Annotated in this window: 10 protein-coding genes; 8 read left to right on the top strand and 2 right to left on the bottom strand. The window is 53.6% G+C overall.

From position 1 onward, the window contains the following. The first annotated feature begins 132 nt into the window (after positions 1 to 132). Positions 133 to 621, top strand: coding sequence for a hypothetical protein (locus BUB30_RS09885; RefSeq protein ID WP_143164843.1), 489 nt, complete (start codon positions 133 to 135; stop codon positions 619 to 621). 10 nt (positions 622 to 631) lie between these two features. Here BUB30_RS09885 and BUB30_RS09880 read toward each other — a convergent pair whose 3' ends face one another. Next, entirely contained in the window at positions 632 to 1,789 is a 1,158-nt protein-coding gene (locus tag BUB30_RS09880) for a LacI family DNA-binding transcriptional regulator (RefSeq protein WP_073133210.1), read from the bottom strand. Positions 1,790 to 2,022: 233 nt separating this feature from the next. On the opposite strand from BUB30_RS09880, the gene BUB30_RS09875 reads away from it, so the two are divergent. The 7 genes from BUB30_RS09875 to BUB30_RS09845 all read left to right on the top strand — a co-directional run bounded on the left by BUB30_RS09875 (position 2,023) and on the right by BUB30_RS09845 (position 16,091). After that, complete coding sequence (locus BUB30_RS09875; RefSeq protein WP_073133208.1) at positions 2,023 to 5,088, top strand: SusC/RagA family TonB-linked outer membrane protein; 3,066 nt, start codon at positions 2,023 to 2,025, stop codon at positions 5,086 to 5,088. Between the two features lie 30 nt (positions 5,089 to 5,118). Further along, positions 5,119 to 6,624, top strand: coding sequence for a RagB/SusD family nutrient uptake outer membrane protein (locus BUB30_RS09870; protein ID WP_073133206.1), 1,506 nt, complete (start codon positions 5,119 to 5,121; stop codon positions 6,622 to 6,624). 111 nt (positions 6,625 to 6,735) lie between these two features. Continuing rightward, positions 6,736 to 7,515 (top strand): sialate O-acetylesterase, encoded by a 780-nt coding sequence (locus tag BUB30_RS09865; protein WP_073133204.1) that lies wholly within the window; start codon positions 6,736 to 6,738, stop codon positions 7,513 to 7,515. Between the two features lie 3 nt (positions 7,516 to 7,518). Further along, the gene (locus tag BUB30_RS09860) at positions 7,519 to 9,492 is read left to right on the top strand and encodes a glycoside hydrolase family 2 protein (protein WP_073133202.1); all 1,974 of its coding nucleotides are present in this window, start codon (positions 7,519 to 7,521) and stop codon (positions 9,490 to 9,492) included. A gap of 25 nt (positions 9,493 to 9,517) precedes the next feature. Continuing rightward, positions 9,518 to 11,800, top strand: coding sequence for an FAD-dependent oxidoreductase (locus BUB30_RS09855; protein WP_073133200.1), 2,283 nt, complete (start codon positions 9,518 to 9,520; stop codon positions 11,798 to 11,800). After that, positions 11,790 to 14,375, top strand: a complete 2,586-nt coding sequence (locus BUB30_RS09850; protein ID WP_221408686.1) for a glycoside hydrolase family protein — start codon at positions 11,790 to 11,792, stop codon at positions 14,373 to 14,375. The genes BUB30_RS09855 and BUB30_RS09850 overlap by 11 nt, the downstream gene beginning before the upstream one ends. Before the next feature lie 54 nt (positions 14,376 to 14,429). Continuing rightward, a complete protein-coding gene (locus BUB30_RS09845) occupies positions 14,430 to 16,091 on the top strand; it encodes a sodium:solute symporter family protein (RefSeq protein ID WP_073133198.1) in 1,662 nt (553 codons plus the stop codon). 92 nt (positions 16,092 to 16,183) lie between these two features. Here the strand turns inward: BUB30_RS09845 and BUB30_RS09840 are convergent, their stop codons facing one another. Further along, positions 16,184 to 16,783, bottom strand: coding sequence for an FMN-dependent NADH-azoreductase (locus BUB30_RS09840; protein ID WP_073135026.1), 600 nt, complete (start codon positions 16,781 to 16,783; stop codon positions 16,184 to 16,186). Positions 16,784 to 16,866 lie beyond the last annotated feature (83 nt).

Here is a 16,866-nt window from a genome sequence, read left to right as displayed (position 1 = left end):
ATACCGTTGATAAAATTTCTAAGGAATTCTCACCTACTTAAATTGTTTTTTCGATTTTTGCGTGTCATTCATGTGCGCTAACCTATATTTTTTTCGAATCCGCAAATCAAATCACAACAAACAATTTTAACTATGGGAAAGTTAATCGTAACCGTTTTAATGATCTTAGGAGGAGTTGGCTTCGTGGTGACGCGTCTGATCTCCGGTGCGTTAAGCAGACAGTCCACAAAAGCCGCCATCAATGCCATCAAAAAAAATCCTTCAAAGGCACAGGCCATAGCCGCATCGTTGGATATTCCTTATGTGAACAAGAAAGATTTTTCAAAGGATCAATTTGAAAAACTAAAAGCGGATGTATTGTCGTCGGCCAATAAAGGTGACTATAAAATACTCCATGTTGCTCCCTATAGCGAAGATCATCTCCTCGTTTTCACCCTGATATTGTTCGTCGACTACGATATAAACATTTCCGGAAAAGCGTCCGATACGCAGAAAGTGGCCTATCACAACTTTGTGGTGAGGCTTGACCCCGAGGAGGGGCTGCAGGTGTTGTCTACTATTTATTCGGATGTGACGGAGAAATTCCAGAAGGAGGGTTTTGTCACGGCGCTTGGCTTATAGACCTTTGTGGCTATCGCTTCCGCAAAGACGAAGCCCGCACAATCAACTGTGTCTTCAGGATTTCCGTCTGCGGCAGGATAGTGTCGTCTTCCATCTCATTTAACAGAAACTGAACGGTGGTCTTGCCGATCTCATCCAAGGGCTGTGCCAGCGTGGTGAGTCCCGGCTCGATCAGTGCCGACGTGGGTTCGTTGCTAAAACCGACAATAGCCAGGTCGTTGGGAATGGAGATGCCTTTGCTCTTGGCAATGAGAATGGTTTGAATGGCCGCCGGGTCGTTCACGCCAAAGATGCTGTCGGGTGGGGTAGGGAGGTCCAGTAATTGCCGGGCTGCGGCTTGGGCGCTGCTTTTGGTCAGGTTGCAGTACACGATCAATTCGTCGTATACCGGCAAATTATAATCACGGAGGGCGTCAAGGTATCCGCGGAGCCGTTGCTTTCCCACCTGCAGATTTTGTGGTCCGGCCAAGTGCGCGATGCGTGTGCAACCTTGCTGGATCAGGTGCTCCACGCCACGGTAGGCCCCGTCGTAATCGTCGACCAAAACCTTCGACACATCCAATCCGTCGCAGATGCGATTGAACATCACCAGCGGGATGCCGGCGCGCTGGAACTTTTGAAAATGATCCAGGCTTTTTGTCTCCGCCGTCACCGACGCCACCACGCCGTCGACGCGGCTCGCCATGAGCACGTTGGTGTTGGCAATCTCGGTTTCCAGCGATTCGTTGGATTGACAAATGATCACGTGATATCCCGCCGGGTTGGCCACTTGTTGTGCGCCAATAATGATATAGGGAAAAAAGCTGTTGATAAATTCGGGTACGATGATGCCGATGGTATAGCTGCGGCTCTTGGCCAGCCCCAGCGCCAACAGGTTGGGTTGGTAATCCAGTTGGTGCGCCATGTCCAGCACGGCCTTGCGGGTGTTTTCGTTGATGTCGGAATGTCCTTGCAAAGCGCGCGATACGGTTGATTTGGAGATCTGCAACGCGCTGGCGATGTCCATGATGGTGGTCTGGTGACGGCGGTGATGATGCGTCTCCGGGGTGAGCAAGGAAGGTTGTGTAAAATAATACTCACACCGCTTGCAATGATATCGCTGTTTTCCCCGCACGATGCCCGATTTGGCAATGGCATCGACCTCCCCGCATTTGTTGCATTTGATCATAGTGGTCCTCCCGACGAACGGCCCTGACGTGGCTTCGCCATCTGAAAAATAGTAAAAAAAAGTCGCCTGGAAAATGGTGGCAACGATTGAAAAAAGACCAGGGATGAACGGCCCGCACCTATCGAGAGCGGTTGCGAAAGCGTTCCCGGTACATCTTGAAACGTGATTTCAATCGTTTTCAAGAATTTTTCCCGGAACACGAATTACATTTCTGCCCATAATTTCAAACCTCTATGAGAAAAAGCTTTACTACAACACGTGCTTTCCTGCTGCTGGGATGCATGCTTTATCTGCTGGGCAGCCCGTCGTTTGCGTTTGCGCAAGACGGATCGGTGAAGGGAAAGGTCGTCTCCGATGTGGGAGAAGTGCTGCCGGGGGTGAACGTGCTGATCAAGGGATCGTCGCGCGGCACGACGACCGATGCGGATGGACAGTTTGTACTGGGTAATGTGACGCCGGCCGATGTGCTGGTGTTCTCCTTCATCGGCTATACGACACAGGAATTGACCGTGGGGAACCAAACGACGCTCAACATCACCCTCACGACCGACATGGAAACCCTTGGCGAAGTGGTGGTCGTGGGTTACGGTACGCAGCGCAAAATTGAAACCACCGGCTCCATCGCCTCCGTGAAATCCTCCGACCTCGTGCAGACCCCCGTATCCAACGTGGTCCAGGGTCTCCAGGGACGGGTGGCCGGCGTGCAGATCACGCAAAACTCCGGTGCTCCCGGCGGTAACGTCAGTGTTCGCGTTCGTGGAACAAACTCCATCAACGGTACATCGGAACCTTTATACGTCATCGATGGCATCCAGATCGCCAACAGCGGCAACATCACCGATGTGAGCCCGCTCTCCACCATCAACCCCAGCGACATCGAGTCGGTAGAAGTGTTGAAGGATGCATCGGCTACGGCCATCTATGGCGCACGGGGCTCCAACGGCGTAGTGCTCATCACCACCAAACGCGGTAAAAGCGGGACCACCCGTGTTTCGTATGAAGGGTATTACGGCGTACAGCAAGTGCGCAAGGAACTCGACATGCTCAACGCCGCGCAATTTGCACAACTGGAAAACGACGTTTTCAAATCGCAGGTATATGCCGATCCCGCAGCCGAAGGGCAGGGTGTGAACTGGCAGGACCTCATCTTCCGCACAGCGCCCATCCAAAACCATCAGTTGTCCGTGAACGGCGGAACAGATAAGACGCAGCTGGCTTTGTCGCTCAACTACTTCAACCAGGACGGTATCATCATCAACTCCAATTTCAAGCGCTATTCGCTGCGGCTGAACCTCGATCACAAGATCAGTGATCGCGTGAAGGTGGGCACGAGCATCATGGGCAGCTACAATATCAACTCGGGTATTCCCACGGGGTCGCAAACGGTTGGCGACGCCGATGTGGTAACGGGTAGCATCGTCGGCGCCGCGCTGGGAGCGCCGCCCACGTTGCGGCCTTATCGCGATGATGGCACGCTCTATCCCTTTGGCGAACAACGCGACGGCCGCTACCGCGAAGTGACCAACCCGTTGGGGCTGGCCTCCGTCAAGAACCAAACGGACATCCGCCGCGTGATGGCGAATATATATGGAGAAGCCACGTTGGTGAAGGGGCTGACCTACCGCGCATCGTTCAACGCCGATGTGCAGGAAAATCTGAATAACTATTATTCGCCATTGTACATCATCGCCACGAAAGACATCAATGCCAATTCGGGCTCGGCAAAAAAAGACAATCGCAACAACCTCGTGTTGCTGCATGAAAGCATCCTCACCTATGCGAAGACGTTGGCCGATGTTCATTCGCTGAAGTTCACCGGCGTGTTTGCCACGCAGTCGGTGCAATTCAACCAGAACACCATTAACGCCAATGGCTTTCCGAACGATGCGACCACCAATGAATCGCTACAGATCGCAAACACCGTGTCGACCAGCAGCTTGCGCACCAAGGAACGGCTCGATTCGTATATGGGGCGCGTGAACTACGGTTACAAGGATAAATATTTCTTTGACATCACGGCACGGGTAGACGGTTCGTCCAAGTTTGGCGCGAACCACAAGTATGGTTTCTTTCCCGCAGCGTCTGCAGCGTGGCGCATCAATGAAGAAGCGTTCATGCAAGATGTGGACGTCATCAGCGACTTGAAACTCCGGGCCAGTTTCGGCCGTACGGGGAATGCCGGTGCGATCGATCCGTACAAATCGCTGTCACTGCAAACTACTTCGAGTCTCACCTCTCCGGGCGGAGGCGACTATCAATTCAATCACGCGTACACGAAAGGCATTAGCCCGTCAGGCATTGCCAACCCTGATCTTCGCTGGGAGAAATCCACGCAGCTGGACATCGGTCTGGATGTGAGCTTCCTGGACGATCGCATCGGCTTTACCGTGGACGTGTACAAGAAAGACACCAAAGACCTTTTGTATGAAAAAACATTGCCACTGTCGTCGGGCTATCCTTCTATTATTACGAACCTCGGAGGTATTCAGAACAAGGGGGTTGAATTGGCGGTCAACGCACGGGTGATCGATCACGGAGATTTTAAATGGAACCTCAGCGCCAACTTCACGGCCAACCGTAACAAGGTGACCGACATCGACGGCGGGGTGACCAACGAACGGTTCATTACCACCTACACCCTCCTGAAGGTTGGCCAGCCCCTGGGTCTTTTCAAAACCTATTTGTTCGACGGCATCTATCAAACCGGTGAGACCATCATCCCGGGTTCGGATGGACGCATCGGTGGAACAAAAGTGAAGGACTACAACGGCGACGGCGTCATCACGTCGGCCGACCAGGTGATCACGGGAAATCCTAACCCGAAATTCATCTATGGCCTCTCGACCAATCTTTCCTACAAGAATTTTGATCTCAGCGTATTTGTGTCCGGAACGTATGGCAACGACATCTACAACGTGAGCCGCGCGTCCTTCGAAAACCCGTTGGGGCAACGCAACCTGTTGGCCGGTGTGGCCAACCATTGGACCGCCGACAATCCGAACAACGAATACGCCAGCCCGCTCCAGGGCGGACGCCTTCCCATCACGGATCGCTTTGTGGAGAACGGCTCTTACCTGCGGTGCAAGAACATCACGCTGGGGTATCGCCTGCCGGCCATCAAGGGCATCAACAGCGCGCGGATCTATGTGAGCACGAACAACCTGTTCACCATCACGAAGTATACGGGCTATGATCCCGAGGTGAACACCTACGCCGGATCAAACACCGCCATCGGTGTAGACAACCTGGTGTATCCGGCTGCGCGCTCGGTGCTCGGTGGTATTCAGGTAACTTTTTAACGGTCGCGAATCTATAACAAGCATAATCTTATGAAACGCTTAACGACATACATGACTTCCGTTTGCCTGACGCTGCTGATGCTTGCATCGTGCCAGCTGGATGAGCAGGTGTATTCTTCCATCTACACGGCAAACTTTTACAAGACCGGCGCCGATGCGCAGGCTGCCATCACCGCGGCATACGATCCCATCGCCGACCTCTACAGCGGTCCTGCGGCGGTGTTGGTATCCGATTTCAGCGGCGACCAAACCTATCCGCGTGTCGCCGTGTCCAGAAATACGCTGACCTTGTTCACTTACGATGTCAACTACACGGCCCAACGCACAGCGGGACGTCTTTTTGAATCGCCACAACAGATCTGGATATCTTGTTACGATGGTATCGAAAAGGCAAATTGGGTTATCGAAAAAGTGCCCGGCGCCAATATGGATGCCGCCCGCAAAAAAGAGATCATCGGTGAGGCGTTTTTCCTGCGCGCATTCTATCATTGGATGGCCACGAAAAACTTCGGCGAAGTGATCGTTAAAACAAAATCCAGTGATGTGCAGGCCAATGCCTACGTGCCGAAGAGCGCCATCGCCGATGTGTACAAGCAGATCTATCAGGACCTCGACTCGGCGGTTGCCAAGTTGCCCACGCACACGGCCTCCCTGGTGAAAGGTCGTCCTTCAAAAGAAGCTGCGCTGGCCTTGTATGCCAAGGCAGCACTCTATAATCAGGATTGGGCCACATCGTTGTCGAAGGCCCAGGCGGTGATGACCAATCCCTACCTGATGCTGATGCCCAACGTGAAGGATATCTACGATGTAACGAAAGAAGATGTGGCACGCGTGGAAAATATCTTTGCGTTCGAATCCGAGTCCAACGCCTCCGTTTCCGGCTCCACTTCGTCGAGAAGCCACCAGATGGTAGGCCTTTGTGGTCCTGCCGGTAGCAACGGTCCTGCGTATGGACTGACCACGTTCGGATCGTTCTTCGCCTATCAGTCGTTCTTCAATTCTTTTGATCCCGACGATAAACGCCGCACCTTACTGGATACCACCTACATCGATAAAACGGGCAAGACGGTTTCGCAAAAAAGTATCACACCCATCACCAAGAGTGGGGTGTTGGTAAAAAAATACATGGACCCCATTTCGACAACGGGCTGCACCAACAACATTCCGATCCTCCGCATGGCCGACGTATACCTCATTGCCGCGGAAGCCGAAGCGCACCTCAACGGACCAACCACGGCGGCCTATGACTACGCCGACGCGGTTCGTAATCGTGCAGGCCTGGGTGACCTAACGGCAGGATTGAGTCAACAGGATTTTATCGATGCCGTGTTGCAAGAGCGCTCGTGGGAATTTTTTGCCGAGGGCGACCGCTGGTATGACCTCACGCGCACCGATAAATTCATGACGGTTATTCCGTTGGCGGTGAGCGACTACTATCCCGTGCGCACACCACAGCCAAAGAATAAATATTTTCCCATCCCCCAGGATGAGCTCAACGCCAACACGTTGCTGACACAAAACGATCCTTGGAAATAATAGTAAGTGATGATGATTTGGGTAGAGGGTGGCAGCGCGAACAGGGGAGTTTTTCGGTCTAACCGGAGGGCTTCACTGTTCGCCTGTTGCCTTTTTGTGAGCAGCCTCTTGATGAACGCAAAAACTTTAGCGCAGGAAAAAACGCTCTGGCTCATCGCAGGCCAGAGCAACGCCGTGGGGCAGGGCGACAGCACGTTGTCGCCGAAATGCGAGGAGGACACGGCGTGGGAGTATGCGTTCTCCTCCGACGCATTGCGCCCACTCGCCGATCCTGTTGGAGTAAAAGAATTGAGTTTTGAACGAGCCAACAGCGGAAGTCTCGCACCGGCTTTTGCGTCGGGTATGGTGGCGCGACAAGGCTCTTCTTCTATTGTCATCGTTTCGGCAGCGCGGGGAGGAGCTTCCTGTCATCAAAAGGCGGAGTTGAATAACTATGGGACGTGGGATACGCGCGGCAACCTGCTGTTGTTCGATGATGCCATAACAAAAGTGAAGGCTGCCGAAAAGAAAACGGCCCTCACGCTCTCGGGGATACTTTGGCTCCAGGGCGAGCGTGATGCCAACGCGATCAACGATGGAAAATTGACACCGCATGAATATGAAGCAGCGTTGACGAACCTGATCGCCCGATTCCGGAAAGCCCTCGGAAGCAAGGTCCCTTTTTACATTGTTCAAACCGGCTACTTCAAAGATCATCCACACGAAGGCTTCGACGCCGTGCGCCGCGCACAGCAGAATGTTGCCGATAAAGACAAATTCACCAGCGTGGTCTACACGGAAACCAATCTGTTTGAAGCGAAAGGTTGGATGAAAGACCAAATTCACTATAATCAAATCGGTTTAAACCATATTGGCGCGGTAGTGGCCGACGCCCTTTCAAACTTTAAATGATCCATGAAATTGAAATACATCGTCCTCCTCATTCTTTTTTATCCGCTCACGTTGCTGGGCCAGGCATCGAAGACAACCCTGCACGGCGAATGGGCCTTTGCCCTCGATCCGGTCAACATCGGCGAGTATAATGCATGGCATACGCCAACCTTTCCCGTGCAGGGCTGGGACAAAGTGACGGTGCCGCATTGTTTTTCGGTTGATCCGCGCTATCAACTCTACACGGGCTCGGCATGGTATGTAAGGAAATTTAATCAGGCTCCCGTTCCGCAAGGTCATCGTGCATTTCTCCGGTTTGAAGCCGTGTTTTATAAATCGGCGGTGTGGGTGAACGGTAAGAAATTGGGCGAGCACGAAGGTGGTTACACACCCTTTGAAGTGGATATCACCGATGCGTTGTCGGCAGAGAACACCCTTGCGCTCCGGGTGAACAACTCCTGGGACACCACCACCATCCCCGGTGCCAAGACGCGTGTGAACTATGAGAAGGAAAACAACGCGCAAGTTTTTCCGTGGATCAACTACGGCGGCATCAATCGCGAAGTGTATCTCATTATCCGTCCAGCCACATACATTCAACATGTGAAGATCGTGGCAGATCCCGACCTGCTGAAGAAGACAGCTTCGGTACAGGTGCGTGTGGATATTGTCAATGCTGATCCGGCAAAGAAGATTGTGCCGGTACTCACGCTTTACCGAAATAAGATCAAGGTCCCGTTCAAAGGAAAACTGAGGCCTGACGGCGGAACGCCCAACAGCCTGTGGATAGACGGCACGTTGGCCGCGAAAGATGTGGCGCTTTGGTATACAGACGAGCCTACCTTGTACGAAGCCGAAGTGATCGCCGGCACGGATACGGTGCGCACACGGTTTGGCATCCGGAAAGTAGAGGTAAAAGGAACCCGTCTGCTGCTTAACGGCGAGCCCATCCGCATGGGTGGCTGCAACCGGCCGTTGGACTATCCACATTTCGGGTCAATGGACCCTCAGGACGTTTTAGAGAAAGACCTCACCCTCATCAAATCGGGTGGCATGGAATTGTCGCGCATCAGCCACTACCCGGTCTCCACGCACCTCTTGGACTGGGCCGACGAGCACGGGTTGCTCATCATTGCCGAAGCGGGCAACTGGCAGCTCACACCAAAACAAATGGCGGACCCGGTGATGCGCAAGAAATTTCAATCGCAGTTTAGCGAAATGATCGAACGCGATTGGAATCACCCTTCGGTGTTTGCCTGGAGTGTGGGCAATGAATACCCATCCCAAACCGACGAGGGCAAGTCCTGGACAAAAGACATGTATGCCTACGCCAAGTCACTCGACCCTTCGCGACTGGTCACGTTTGCCAGCATGTTCGTGGCGCGCGACATCATCAAGAAACCCGAAGATGAAGCTTCACAGTACGTCGACTTCATCAGCTCCAACATGTATGGGAACTATCTCAATAACCTGAAACACATTCACGAGGTCTACCCCGACAAAGCGGTTTACGTGAGTGAATTCGGTATTCGCACCGACGGTGTGAAGACGGAGCAAGGGCGGGTGGACCATCTTGCCAAGGCGATGCAGGACTTTCGTCAATGCGATTTCCTCATTGGTGCATCAGTATGGACTTTCAACGACTATCAGAGTCGTTTCCCCGGCACCAATCCCAACGGCTATCGTCCCTGGGGACTGGTGTCGCCCGAGCGGGAACTGCGTGGCATGTACTATGCTTTCCAGGAGGAATTTTCGCCGGCTACCCTGGCTTTCCAAAACGAAGGCAGTAAACTGAATATTACGGTGACCGCGCGGAAAGATTTTCCAAGCTACACCTTGCGCCACTATTCGATCGCCTGCGGAAGTCAAACCTTCGACATCGCGCAACTCAAGCCCGGCGAAAGCAAGTCCTTCACCTATGAAGGTCCAGCGGTAAAAGAAATATCGCTGGTAAAACCCGGCGGGTTCACCGTTTTGAAAAAATCAATTCAGCATTAAAAACGATTGTTAACGGCCATACAATATGATCATTGAAGAGCAAATGAAGTCCAGATCGTTTCAGCAAAAAATAATCGCGTCCGACCTGGTGGTAGTGGGTGGCGGACTGGCCGGCACCTGCTGTGCCATCACGGCTGCTCGCGAAGGAATAAAAGTGACGTTGGTACAAGACAGACCGGTGTTGGGTGGTAATGCTTCCAGCGAGGTGCGTCTGTGGGTTCTGGGTGCCACGTCGCACATGGGGAATAACAATCGCTGGTCCCGCGAAGGGGGTGTGATCGATGAGATCCTGGTGGAAAATCTTTACCGGAATCCCGAGGGCAACGCCGTCATTTTTGATACGGTGGTGCTGGATAAAGTCGTGAGTGAACCGAACATCACGCTGTTGTTGAACACGGCCGCATTCGAAGTAGAGAAGCGGTCGGACGATACCATCGCGAGTGTGAAGGCTTTTTGCAGCCAGAACTCGGTGGAGTATGTCTTGAAAGCGCCTTTATTTTGTGATGCCTCCGGCGACGGCGTGCTGGGATTTTTATCCGGCGCCGCCTTTCGGATGGGCGCTGAATCGCGGGACGAGCTGGGCGAGAAATTCGCACCCACCAAAGACTACGGTGAACTGCTTGGACATTCCCTCTATTTCTACAGCAAGGACACCGGCAAGCCTGTGAACTTCGTGCCACCCTCGTATGCCCTGAAAGACATCACGGCCATTCCCCGCTACCGGAAGTTCAATACAAAAGAATACGGATGTAATCTATGGTGGATCGAATACGGCGGAAGACTGGATACCGTACATGAAACAGAAGCCATCAAATGGGAATTGTGGCGCGTGGTCTATGGGGTGTGGAATCACATTAAGAACTCTGGCGAATTTCCCGAGGCGAAGAACCTGACGTTGGAATGGGTGGGCACCATCCCGGGCAAGCGCGAAAGCCGCCGCTTTGAGGGCGACTACATGTTGCGCCAACAGGACATTGTTGAGCAACGTGAGTATAGCGACGCCGTTGCCTACGGCGGATGGTCCATCGACCTGCACCCGGCCGATGGCGTGTTCAGCGAAAAGCCGGGCTGTAACCAGTGGCATGGCAAGGGCATTTATCACATTCCCTATCGCAGTTTTTATAGTAAGAATGTTCCGAACCTGTTCTTCGCAGGAAGGATTATCAGTGTAAGTCACGTAGCGTTCGGCTCTGCGCGTGTCATGGGCACGAGCGCCTATGGCGGACAGTCGGTGGGCATGGCGGCTGTGCTCTGCCGCGAGCTCGGTGTGTTGCCGGCGGCCTTGGGCGAAACACAACGCATGAAGGCCCTCCAGCAACGACTGATCCGCTCCGGACAATACATTCCCGGATTTGTGTTGGATGACAAAAAAGATCTTGTGCTCGAGGCATCCTTGTCTGCGTCCAGTGAACTTCGCTTGAACGAATTGCCCGAAGATAGTTTATTAAAAACACTGGACCCAGCGGTGGCGCAGATGCTGCCCGCTGCCCATGGCGAACTTCCCATCTTCACGGTGCACGCCCAAGCGACCGAGGTAACGGCGATGCAGGTGGAGCTGCGCACCAGTGGCAAGATCGGAAGTTTCACCCCCGATGTGTTGCTCGAACAAAAAACCATCGATCTCGCGGAGGGAAGGAACTGCGTGAAGCTGGCCTTTAAGACAAAACTTGCTGCCGCTCAATACGTGTTCATTGTGTTCCGAAAAAATCCCGCGATAAAGCTGCACTTTTCGCCCAGGCGGATCACGGGCGTGCTGTCGGTGTTCAATCACATAAACGAAGCCGTATCCAACTATGGCAAACAAACACCACCCGACGACATTGGTATCGACGCCTTTGAATTCTGGTGCCCGCAGCGCCGGCCGCAGGGAGAAAATCTGGCCATCAAGATGAGCACACCGCTGGAGGATTTTGGGGTGGACAATATCCGGAACGGCGTGGCGCGGCCCACAGACCGTCCCAATGCATGGGTGGCCGCATATGCCGATCCTAAACCAGCGCTGCAAATCTCCTGGAGCGAACCGAAAACCATTCGTACCATTGTGCTGAAGTTCGATACCGACTTTGATCATCCCATGGAATCGGTGCTCATGGGACACCCTGAAAATGTCATACCCTTCTGCGTGCGCAACTATGTGCTGCGCGACGACCAGGGCAAGGTGGTCTATCAAAAGACTGGAAATTACCAGACGATGAACACCATCCGGTTGCACGAGCCCTTGCAGACAAAACGATTGACCCTGGAAGTGGAACATCCGTCGGCACAAGTTCCTGCGGCGGTATTTGAAGTATTGTGCTATGAAAATTGAGAAAGAAATGATGAAACGATTTGTTTTTGCGATAGCGCTGGCGCTGGTTTGGGCTGGTTGCCGGAAGGAAGATGTACAATTGGCCAACGCGGAACTGAAACTTAGCTGGGAGAAAAGCGGCGAGGGATGGAAAGTGAAAGATCTGCAGTTGCAGGCAGGAGGGGCGTGGAAGAACGTCGGCGTTCCCTCGGGCCAGTACACGTTGCTGTTCAGCGAAGGCAAGCCCGACAGCACGGCCACGATCTTTAAGGCCAACACCGGCGTTCAGTTTCCCGAAAAAGTATATCACTATCAACAGGACATTTGGGAAGCGGCCACCGAACCGGTGTCGCTGAACACCGCGGGGAAAGCCATTGCTTTTTTCCCTCAAGAAGCAAAGACAGCGGGCAACGTAATCACTTTTACCTCCGACAATGACCAAGCCACGGTAACCGCCGAATGGAAGTTGGACGAAAAATATCCCACCGACATCGTAGTAAAGCAAACGGCCGTAGTAAAAAAGGCCGGCTACTATTCGCTAAGCTCACCCACGCTGGTAACGGTCGACGAAAAAGATATGGCCTGGGCCACGGTGCCCGGCTATTTTCAAGGCGACGCGATCCAGAAAGATTTTGTTTTGGCGTATGCTTACGGGCAGGGCGTCCCTGAGCTTCCAGTGATCTACCGCGAGCGTTGTGTCAGCACGATGGCGGCTATTGTCGATACAAAAGAACAGGTATCGCTGGCGGTGATTCCCGCACCGGGATTGGGTCGTGATCCCTGGGAGGAAGACCACAACACCCACGAGGAATGGCACATTGGAATTTCGCACAAGAACCGCGATGCGGCCCTGGCGCCGTCGTTGTATTTCCCGGTGTTGGGTGAAAAGCCATCGTTGTTAAAGGCCGGCGACACGATCGCATTTGAGTTCCGCTACAGCATTCAAAACGGGAACTGGTATAAAAATGTGAACCATGCCGCCAACGACATCTATCAATTCAAAAAAACGCTGGCGTTGCGCACAAACCGGCAATCATTGACCAGCCGGATCGAGGCTATGCATCATTACCTCATCGATCCCAAAACATCGCTTTGGAATATTGAATCCTACCAAGGACTAAAGATTGGAGGACAATCCTACCTGGGCGGTGTGGTCGGCTCGCAGAAGGACGCCATGAAGAATTCTGACTACGGCGCCATGTGGATGCTGGCACACGCCACCGGCGATCCGTTGCTGAAGAAAAATGTGTTGCCCTATGCGCTGAACTTCAAACTGGTGCAGCAACAAACGAAACCCGGATTTTTTCAAGGCGCTGCCATCGGGCAGTACTACCTGGCGAAGCGCAAAATGTTTGTGGAGGAGTGGGGAGAATTTGTTGAACCCGTGAGCCTCACCTACTACACGATGCTCGACGTGGGAAATATCCTGCTCTTCGAACCCGACAACAAAGCGTTGCTTGAACGGCTTCGCCTGGGTGCAGACCTGTTGCTGAAATGGCAGAAGGAAGACGGCAGCTGGGAAGTGGCCTACGACCAACAAACCCAAAAGCCATTGTTCACCGACATCAAAGATCTCCGTCCCACTTTCTATGGACTGATCGTTGCATACCGGATCCTGAAAGACGAAAAATATCTCCAGGCGGCAGAGAAAGGTGCGGACTGGCTCGTAAAGAACGGCGTCGACAAAGGACAGTTCCTCGGTGTTTGTGGTGATGCGCGTTACGCTCCCGATTTTGCTACGGCCCAAACCGCGCAAGCGTTGCTGGACTTGTATGACATTACCAAAAAACAAGTTTACCAGGACGCCGCCATCGCTACGGCGCGAATCTACACCACTTCGATCTACACGCACCCCATCCCAACCCAGCAAGAAAAATTGGTGAACGGCCAGAAGCGGCAGGATTGGGAGATCACGCAGGCGGGACTCGGTTTCGAGCACGGCGGCATTATGGGTTCGGCCCAACGCAACGGACCCATTCAGTTGGCGAGCCATGCCGGCCTGTTCGTCCGTATTTTTAAACTGACGGGCGACTCGCTGCTCATCGACATGGCGCGCGCCGGCGCCCTCGGCCGCGATGCCTTTGTGGACTCGGCCACGAGTGTGGCGTCGTATTACTGGCGCGCGATGAACAAAGGTTCGGGACCGTATCCGCATCACGCCTGGTGGCAGATCGGCTGGATCACCGACTACCTCATGGCCGAAGCGCAGCTGCGCTCCAACGACAACGTGATCTTTCCCCGCGGCTTTGTGACGCCAAAAGTCGGCCCGCACCAGAGCTACGGTTTTGCTCCCGGCAAGATCTATAACGACCCGGTCAACCTCATCCTGCGCGAAGGCCTTTTCCAACTGGACGATCCCAACCTGGAATGCATCATGGCCCAATCGGTTTCGAAGCAACGCGTGTATGCCGTGATCCTCAACGACCGCAACGAGCCCCACCAGCAAACGCTGCGCATTGATCTGTCCAGGATCAAGCCCGGCGCGCGCGCCAAGGCCATCACGGAGCTGACCGAAAACAAAACGTTGAGCCCCGGCGTTGCCGTCGACATCACGGTGCCGCGCTATGGTATAAAAGTATATGCCGTAGACCTTTGAGCCAACGCCCATCCTAACTTAGTTTTACATCCCATAACAACGACGCCCCGCGCCATGGAACAACTCGATTTTGTCGTCATGATAGTGTTTGCCCTGCTGATCTTTGCCATCGGGTTGACGTTCACCCGCATGGGGAGCAAGAGCGGGCAAGCCTTCTTTGAGGCGGGCGGTGAGACGCCGTGGTGGATCAACGGCCTCTCGTTGTTCATCAGTTATTTTTCGGCCGGCACCTTCGTGGTGTGGGGTTCCATTGCTTATAAACATGGTGCCGTGGCCAACGTCATTCAGCTTACCATGGCGGTCAGCGGTTTCCTGGTGGCCATCTTTATCGCGGCCAAATGGAAACGCACCGGCACGCGCACGTCGGCGGAATATATCGGCAAACGATTCGGCACCCGGGCGCAACAATTCTACACGTACCTCATCCTCATCCTGAGCCTGGTCAATACCAGCGCCGTGCTCTATCCCGTGGGAAAGATGGTCTATGTGGCCACGCCCTTCTCGCTCAATGCCTGCATCATCGGGATTGGGTTGGTCATTGTGCTCTACACCGCTGCGGGCGGGCTATGGGCCGTGCTGGTGACGGACGTCGTGCAGTTTGTGATCCTGATGGCCGCCGTGCTGATCGTGATCCCCGCGGCCTTCGGTGAGATCGGCGGCGTGAGCAATCTCTTTGCCAAGGCCCCGGAACATTTCTTCGAACCCTTCACCAGCGACTATACGGCGGGCTTCATGCTGGCTTTCATCGGCTATCAAACCGTTTACATCGGCGGCAACTGGTCGTATGTTCAACGCTACACCAGCGTATCCGACGAGCGGAATGCAAAGAAAGTGGCTTACTTGTTTGCGGGCTTATACCTCGTCAGTCCCCTGATCTGGATGTTGCCTCCGATGATCTACCGGGTGATCCACCCAGACCTGCAGGGACTCGACCCCGAAGGCGCCTACATGATGTTGTGCCAGCGCGTGCTGCCAGCGGGACTGATCGGCTTGGTGTTGTCGGGGATGATCTCGGCCACGTCCAGCAAGGCGAACACGACGATCAACCTGGCGGCTACCGTTTTTGCGCAGGATGTCTATCGCAGTGTCTTCCGTCCCCTGGCGTCAGAGAAAGAACAGATCCTGGTGGCGCGACTCTTTACGCTGTTGTTTGGGGTGGGCACGATCGGCGTGGCCATGCTGGTGCCGCTGGCGGGTGGCATCGTTGAAGTGGTGTTGAGCATTGCAGCCATCGCGGGCGGCGCACTTTTTGCGCCGATCATCTGGTCGTTGTATTCGAAACGGCAGACTGCATTCTCCGTCATCACCACTACCATCGTCGCCTTGCTGATCAATCTTTTCTTTAAAGTGATCGCCCCATCGCTCATCGGCCTGAAATTCAATCGAACGATCGAGACCTTGTTGGGTGTAGGCCTGCCCTTGCTGATGCTGGCGTGCTTTGAATGGTACTATGCTTCAAAGGCCATGGTATCGGAAAGGGCGCTGATCCTGGAGCGTGAACAATCGAATGTCGCGAAGCCATCGGGAGCCCATCATGCCGAGGCGCGTCGCCAGAATGTGTTCGGGGTCACGGTCATTGTGATTGCCTCGGCCGTTGTCGGGCTTGGCATTTTCGCGTTGGGATGGGCGGCTTCGCGAAACGGCATCGTGATGTCGGTAGGCGGCGGGATTTTTGTTTTGTCTTCGATTGGTTTGCTCACCATACCCCGGAAGTAAGCTCAGGCATTCCTGTCCTCAATAAGAAAACACTCGCCCTCGTTGAAATTATTTCAGCAAGGGCGAGTGAATTTTAACGACAAGAAAACACCTCAAACCAACACGCTTTCCAGTCCTTTTTGTACAGCCGTCTCCATCACACCCGGAATACCCGCGCCTTCAATGCGATGGGTGGTGATGTCGGTGAGGCCGATAAAGCCGAGAATGAATTTGAGATAGGGTTCTGCATAATCCATGGATTTCATCGGCCCGTCTGTATAAACACCATTGGATGCAATGGCGAGATAGACCTTCTTTCCTTTCAAGAGCCCCTCCGGTTTTCCGGTGTGGTAGCTGAACGTTTTGCCGGGACGGACGATATGATCGATCCAGCCTTTCAGTGCTGCGGGAATGGCAAAGTTGTAAAGCGGAACACTGACGACGATGATATCCGCGTCAAAAAGATCATTCACCGCGGTGTTGGAATCGCGAAGGGCTTGTTTGTGCTCCGGGGTATGATTGTCTTCCGGAAGCCGGTATGCCGTCACGTGTATGGACTGTAGCGGTTCGTAGTGCTTCTCCACGACGTCGTTGACCGTTACCGTGCTCAGCGGGTATTGCTTTTTTATTTTTTCAATAATGGTATTTCCCAAGTGCGTGCTGTTCGATTCGGCGCCGCGGGGACTGGAGATGATGTGCAATATTTTTTTCATGGTGTATCCATAGATTTTTGTTTCGAAATGCAGGTGAAACAACCATCCCGGATATATCTTGGGCGGAAGGGTCAGTTCATAGT

Origin of the sequence: Chryseolinea serpens, from assembly GCF_900129725.1 — a bacterium.
GTDB lineage: Bacteria > Bacteroidota > Bacteroidia > Cytophagales > Cyclobacteriaceae > Chryseolinea > Chryseolinea serpens.
This window is presented reverse-complemented; position numbering and strand designations above follow the sequence as displayed.

Coding starts and splice junctions, on each gene's coding strand:
- BUB30_RS09885 (WP_143164843.1), top strand. CDS start 133: ATGGGAAAGTTAATCGTAACCGTTTTAATGATCTTAGGAGGAGTTGGC.
- BUB30_RS09880 (WP_073133210.1), bottom strand. CDS start 1,789: ATGATCAAATGCAACAAATGCGGGGAGGTCGATGCCATTGCCAAATCG.
- BUB30_RS09875 (WP_073133208.1), top strand. CDS start 2,023: ATGAGAAAAAGCTTTACTACAACACGTGCTTTCCTGCTGCTGGGATGC.
- BUB30_RS09870 (WP_073133206.1), top strand. CDS start 5,119: ATGAAACGCTTAACGACATACATGACTTCCGTTTGCCTGACGCTGCTG.
- BUB30_RS09865 (WP_073133204.1), top strand. CDS start 6,736: ATGAACGCAAAAACTTTAGCGCAGGAAAAAACGCTCTGGCTCATCGCA.
- BUB30_RS09860 (WP_073133202.1), top strand. CDS start 7,519: ATGAAATTGAAATACATCGTCCTCCTCATTCTTTTTTATCCGCTCACG.
- BUB30_RS09855 (WP_073133200.1), top strand. CDS start 9,518: ATGATCATTGAAGAGCAAATGAAGTCCAGATCGTTTCAGCAAAAAATA.
- BUB30_RS09850 (WP_221408686.1), top strand. CDS start 11,790: ATGAAAATTGAGAAAGAAATGATGAAACGATTTGTTTTTGCGATAGCG.
- BUB30_RS09845 (WP_073133198.1), top strand. CDS start 14,430: ATGGAACAACTCGATTTTGTCGTCATGATAGTGTTTGCCCTGCTGATC.
- BUB30_RS09840 (WP_073135026.1), bottom strand. CDS start 16,783: ATGAAAAAAATATTGCACATCATCTCCAGTCCCCGCGGCGCCGAATCG.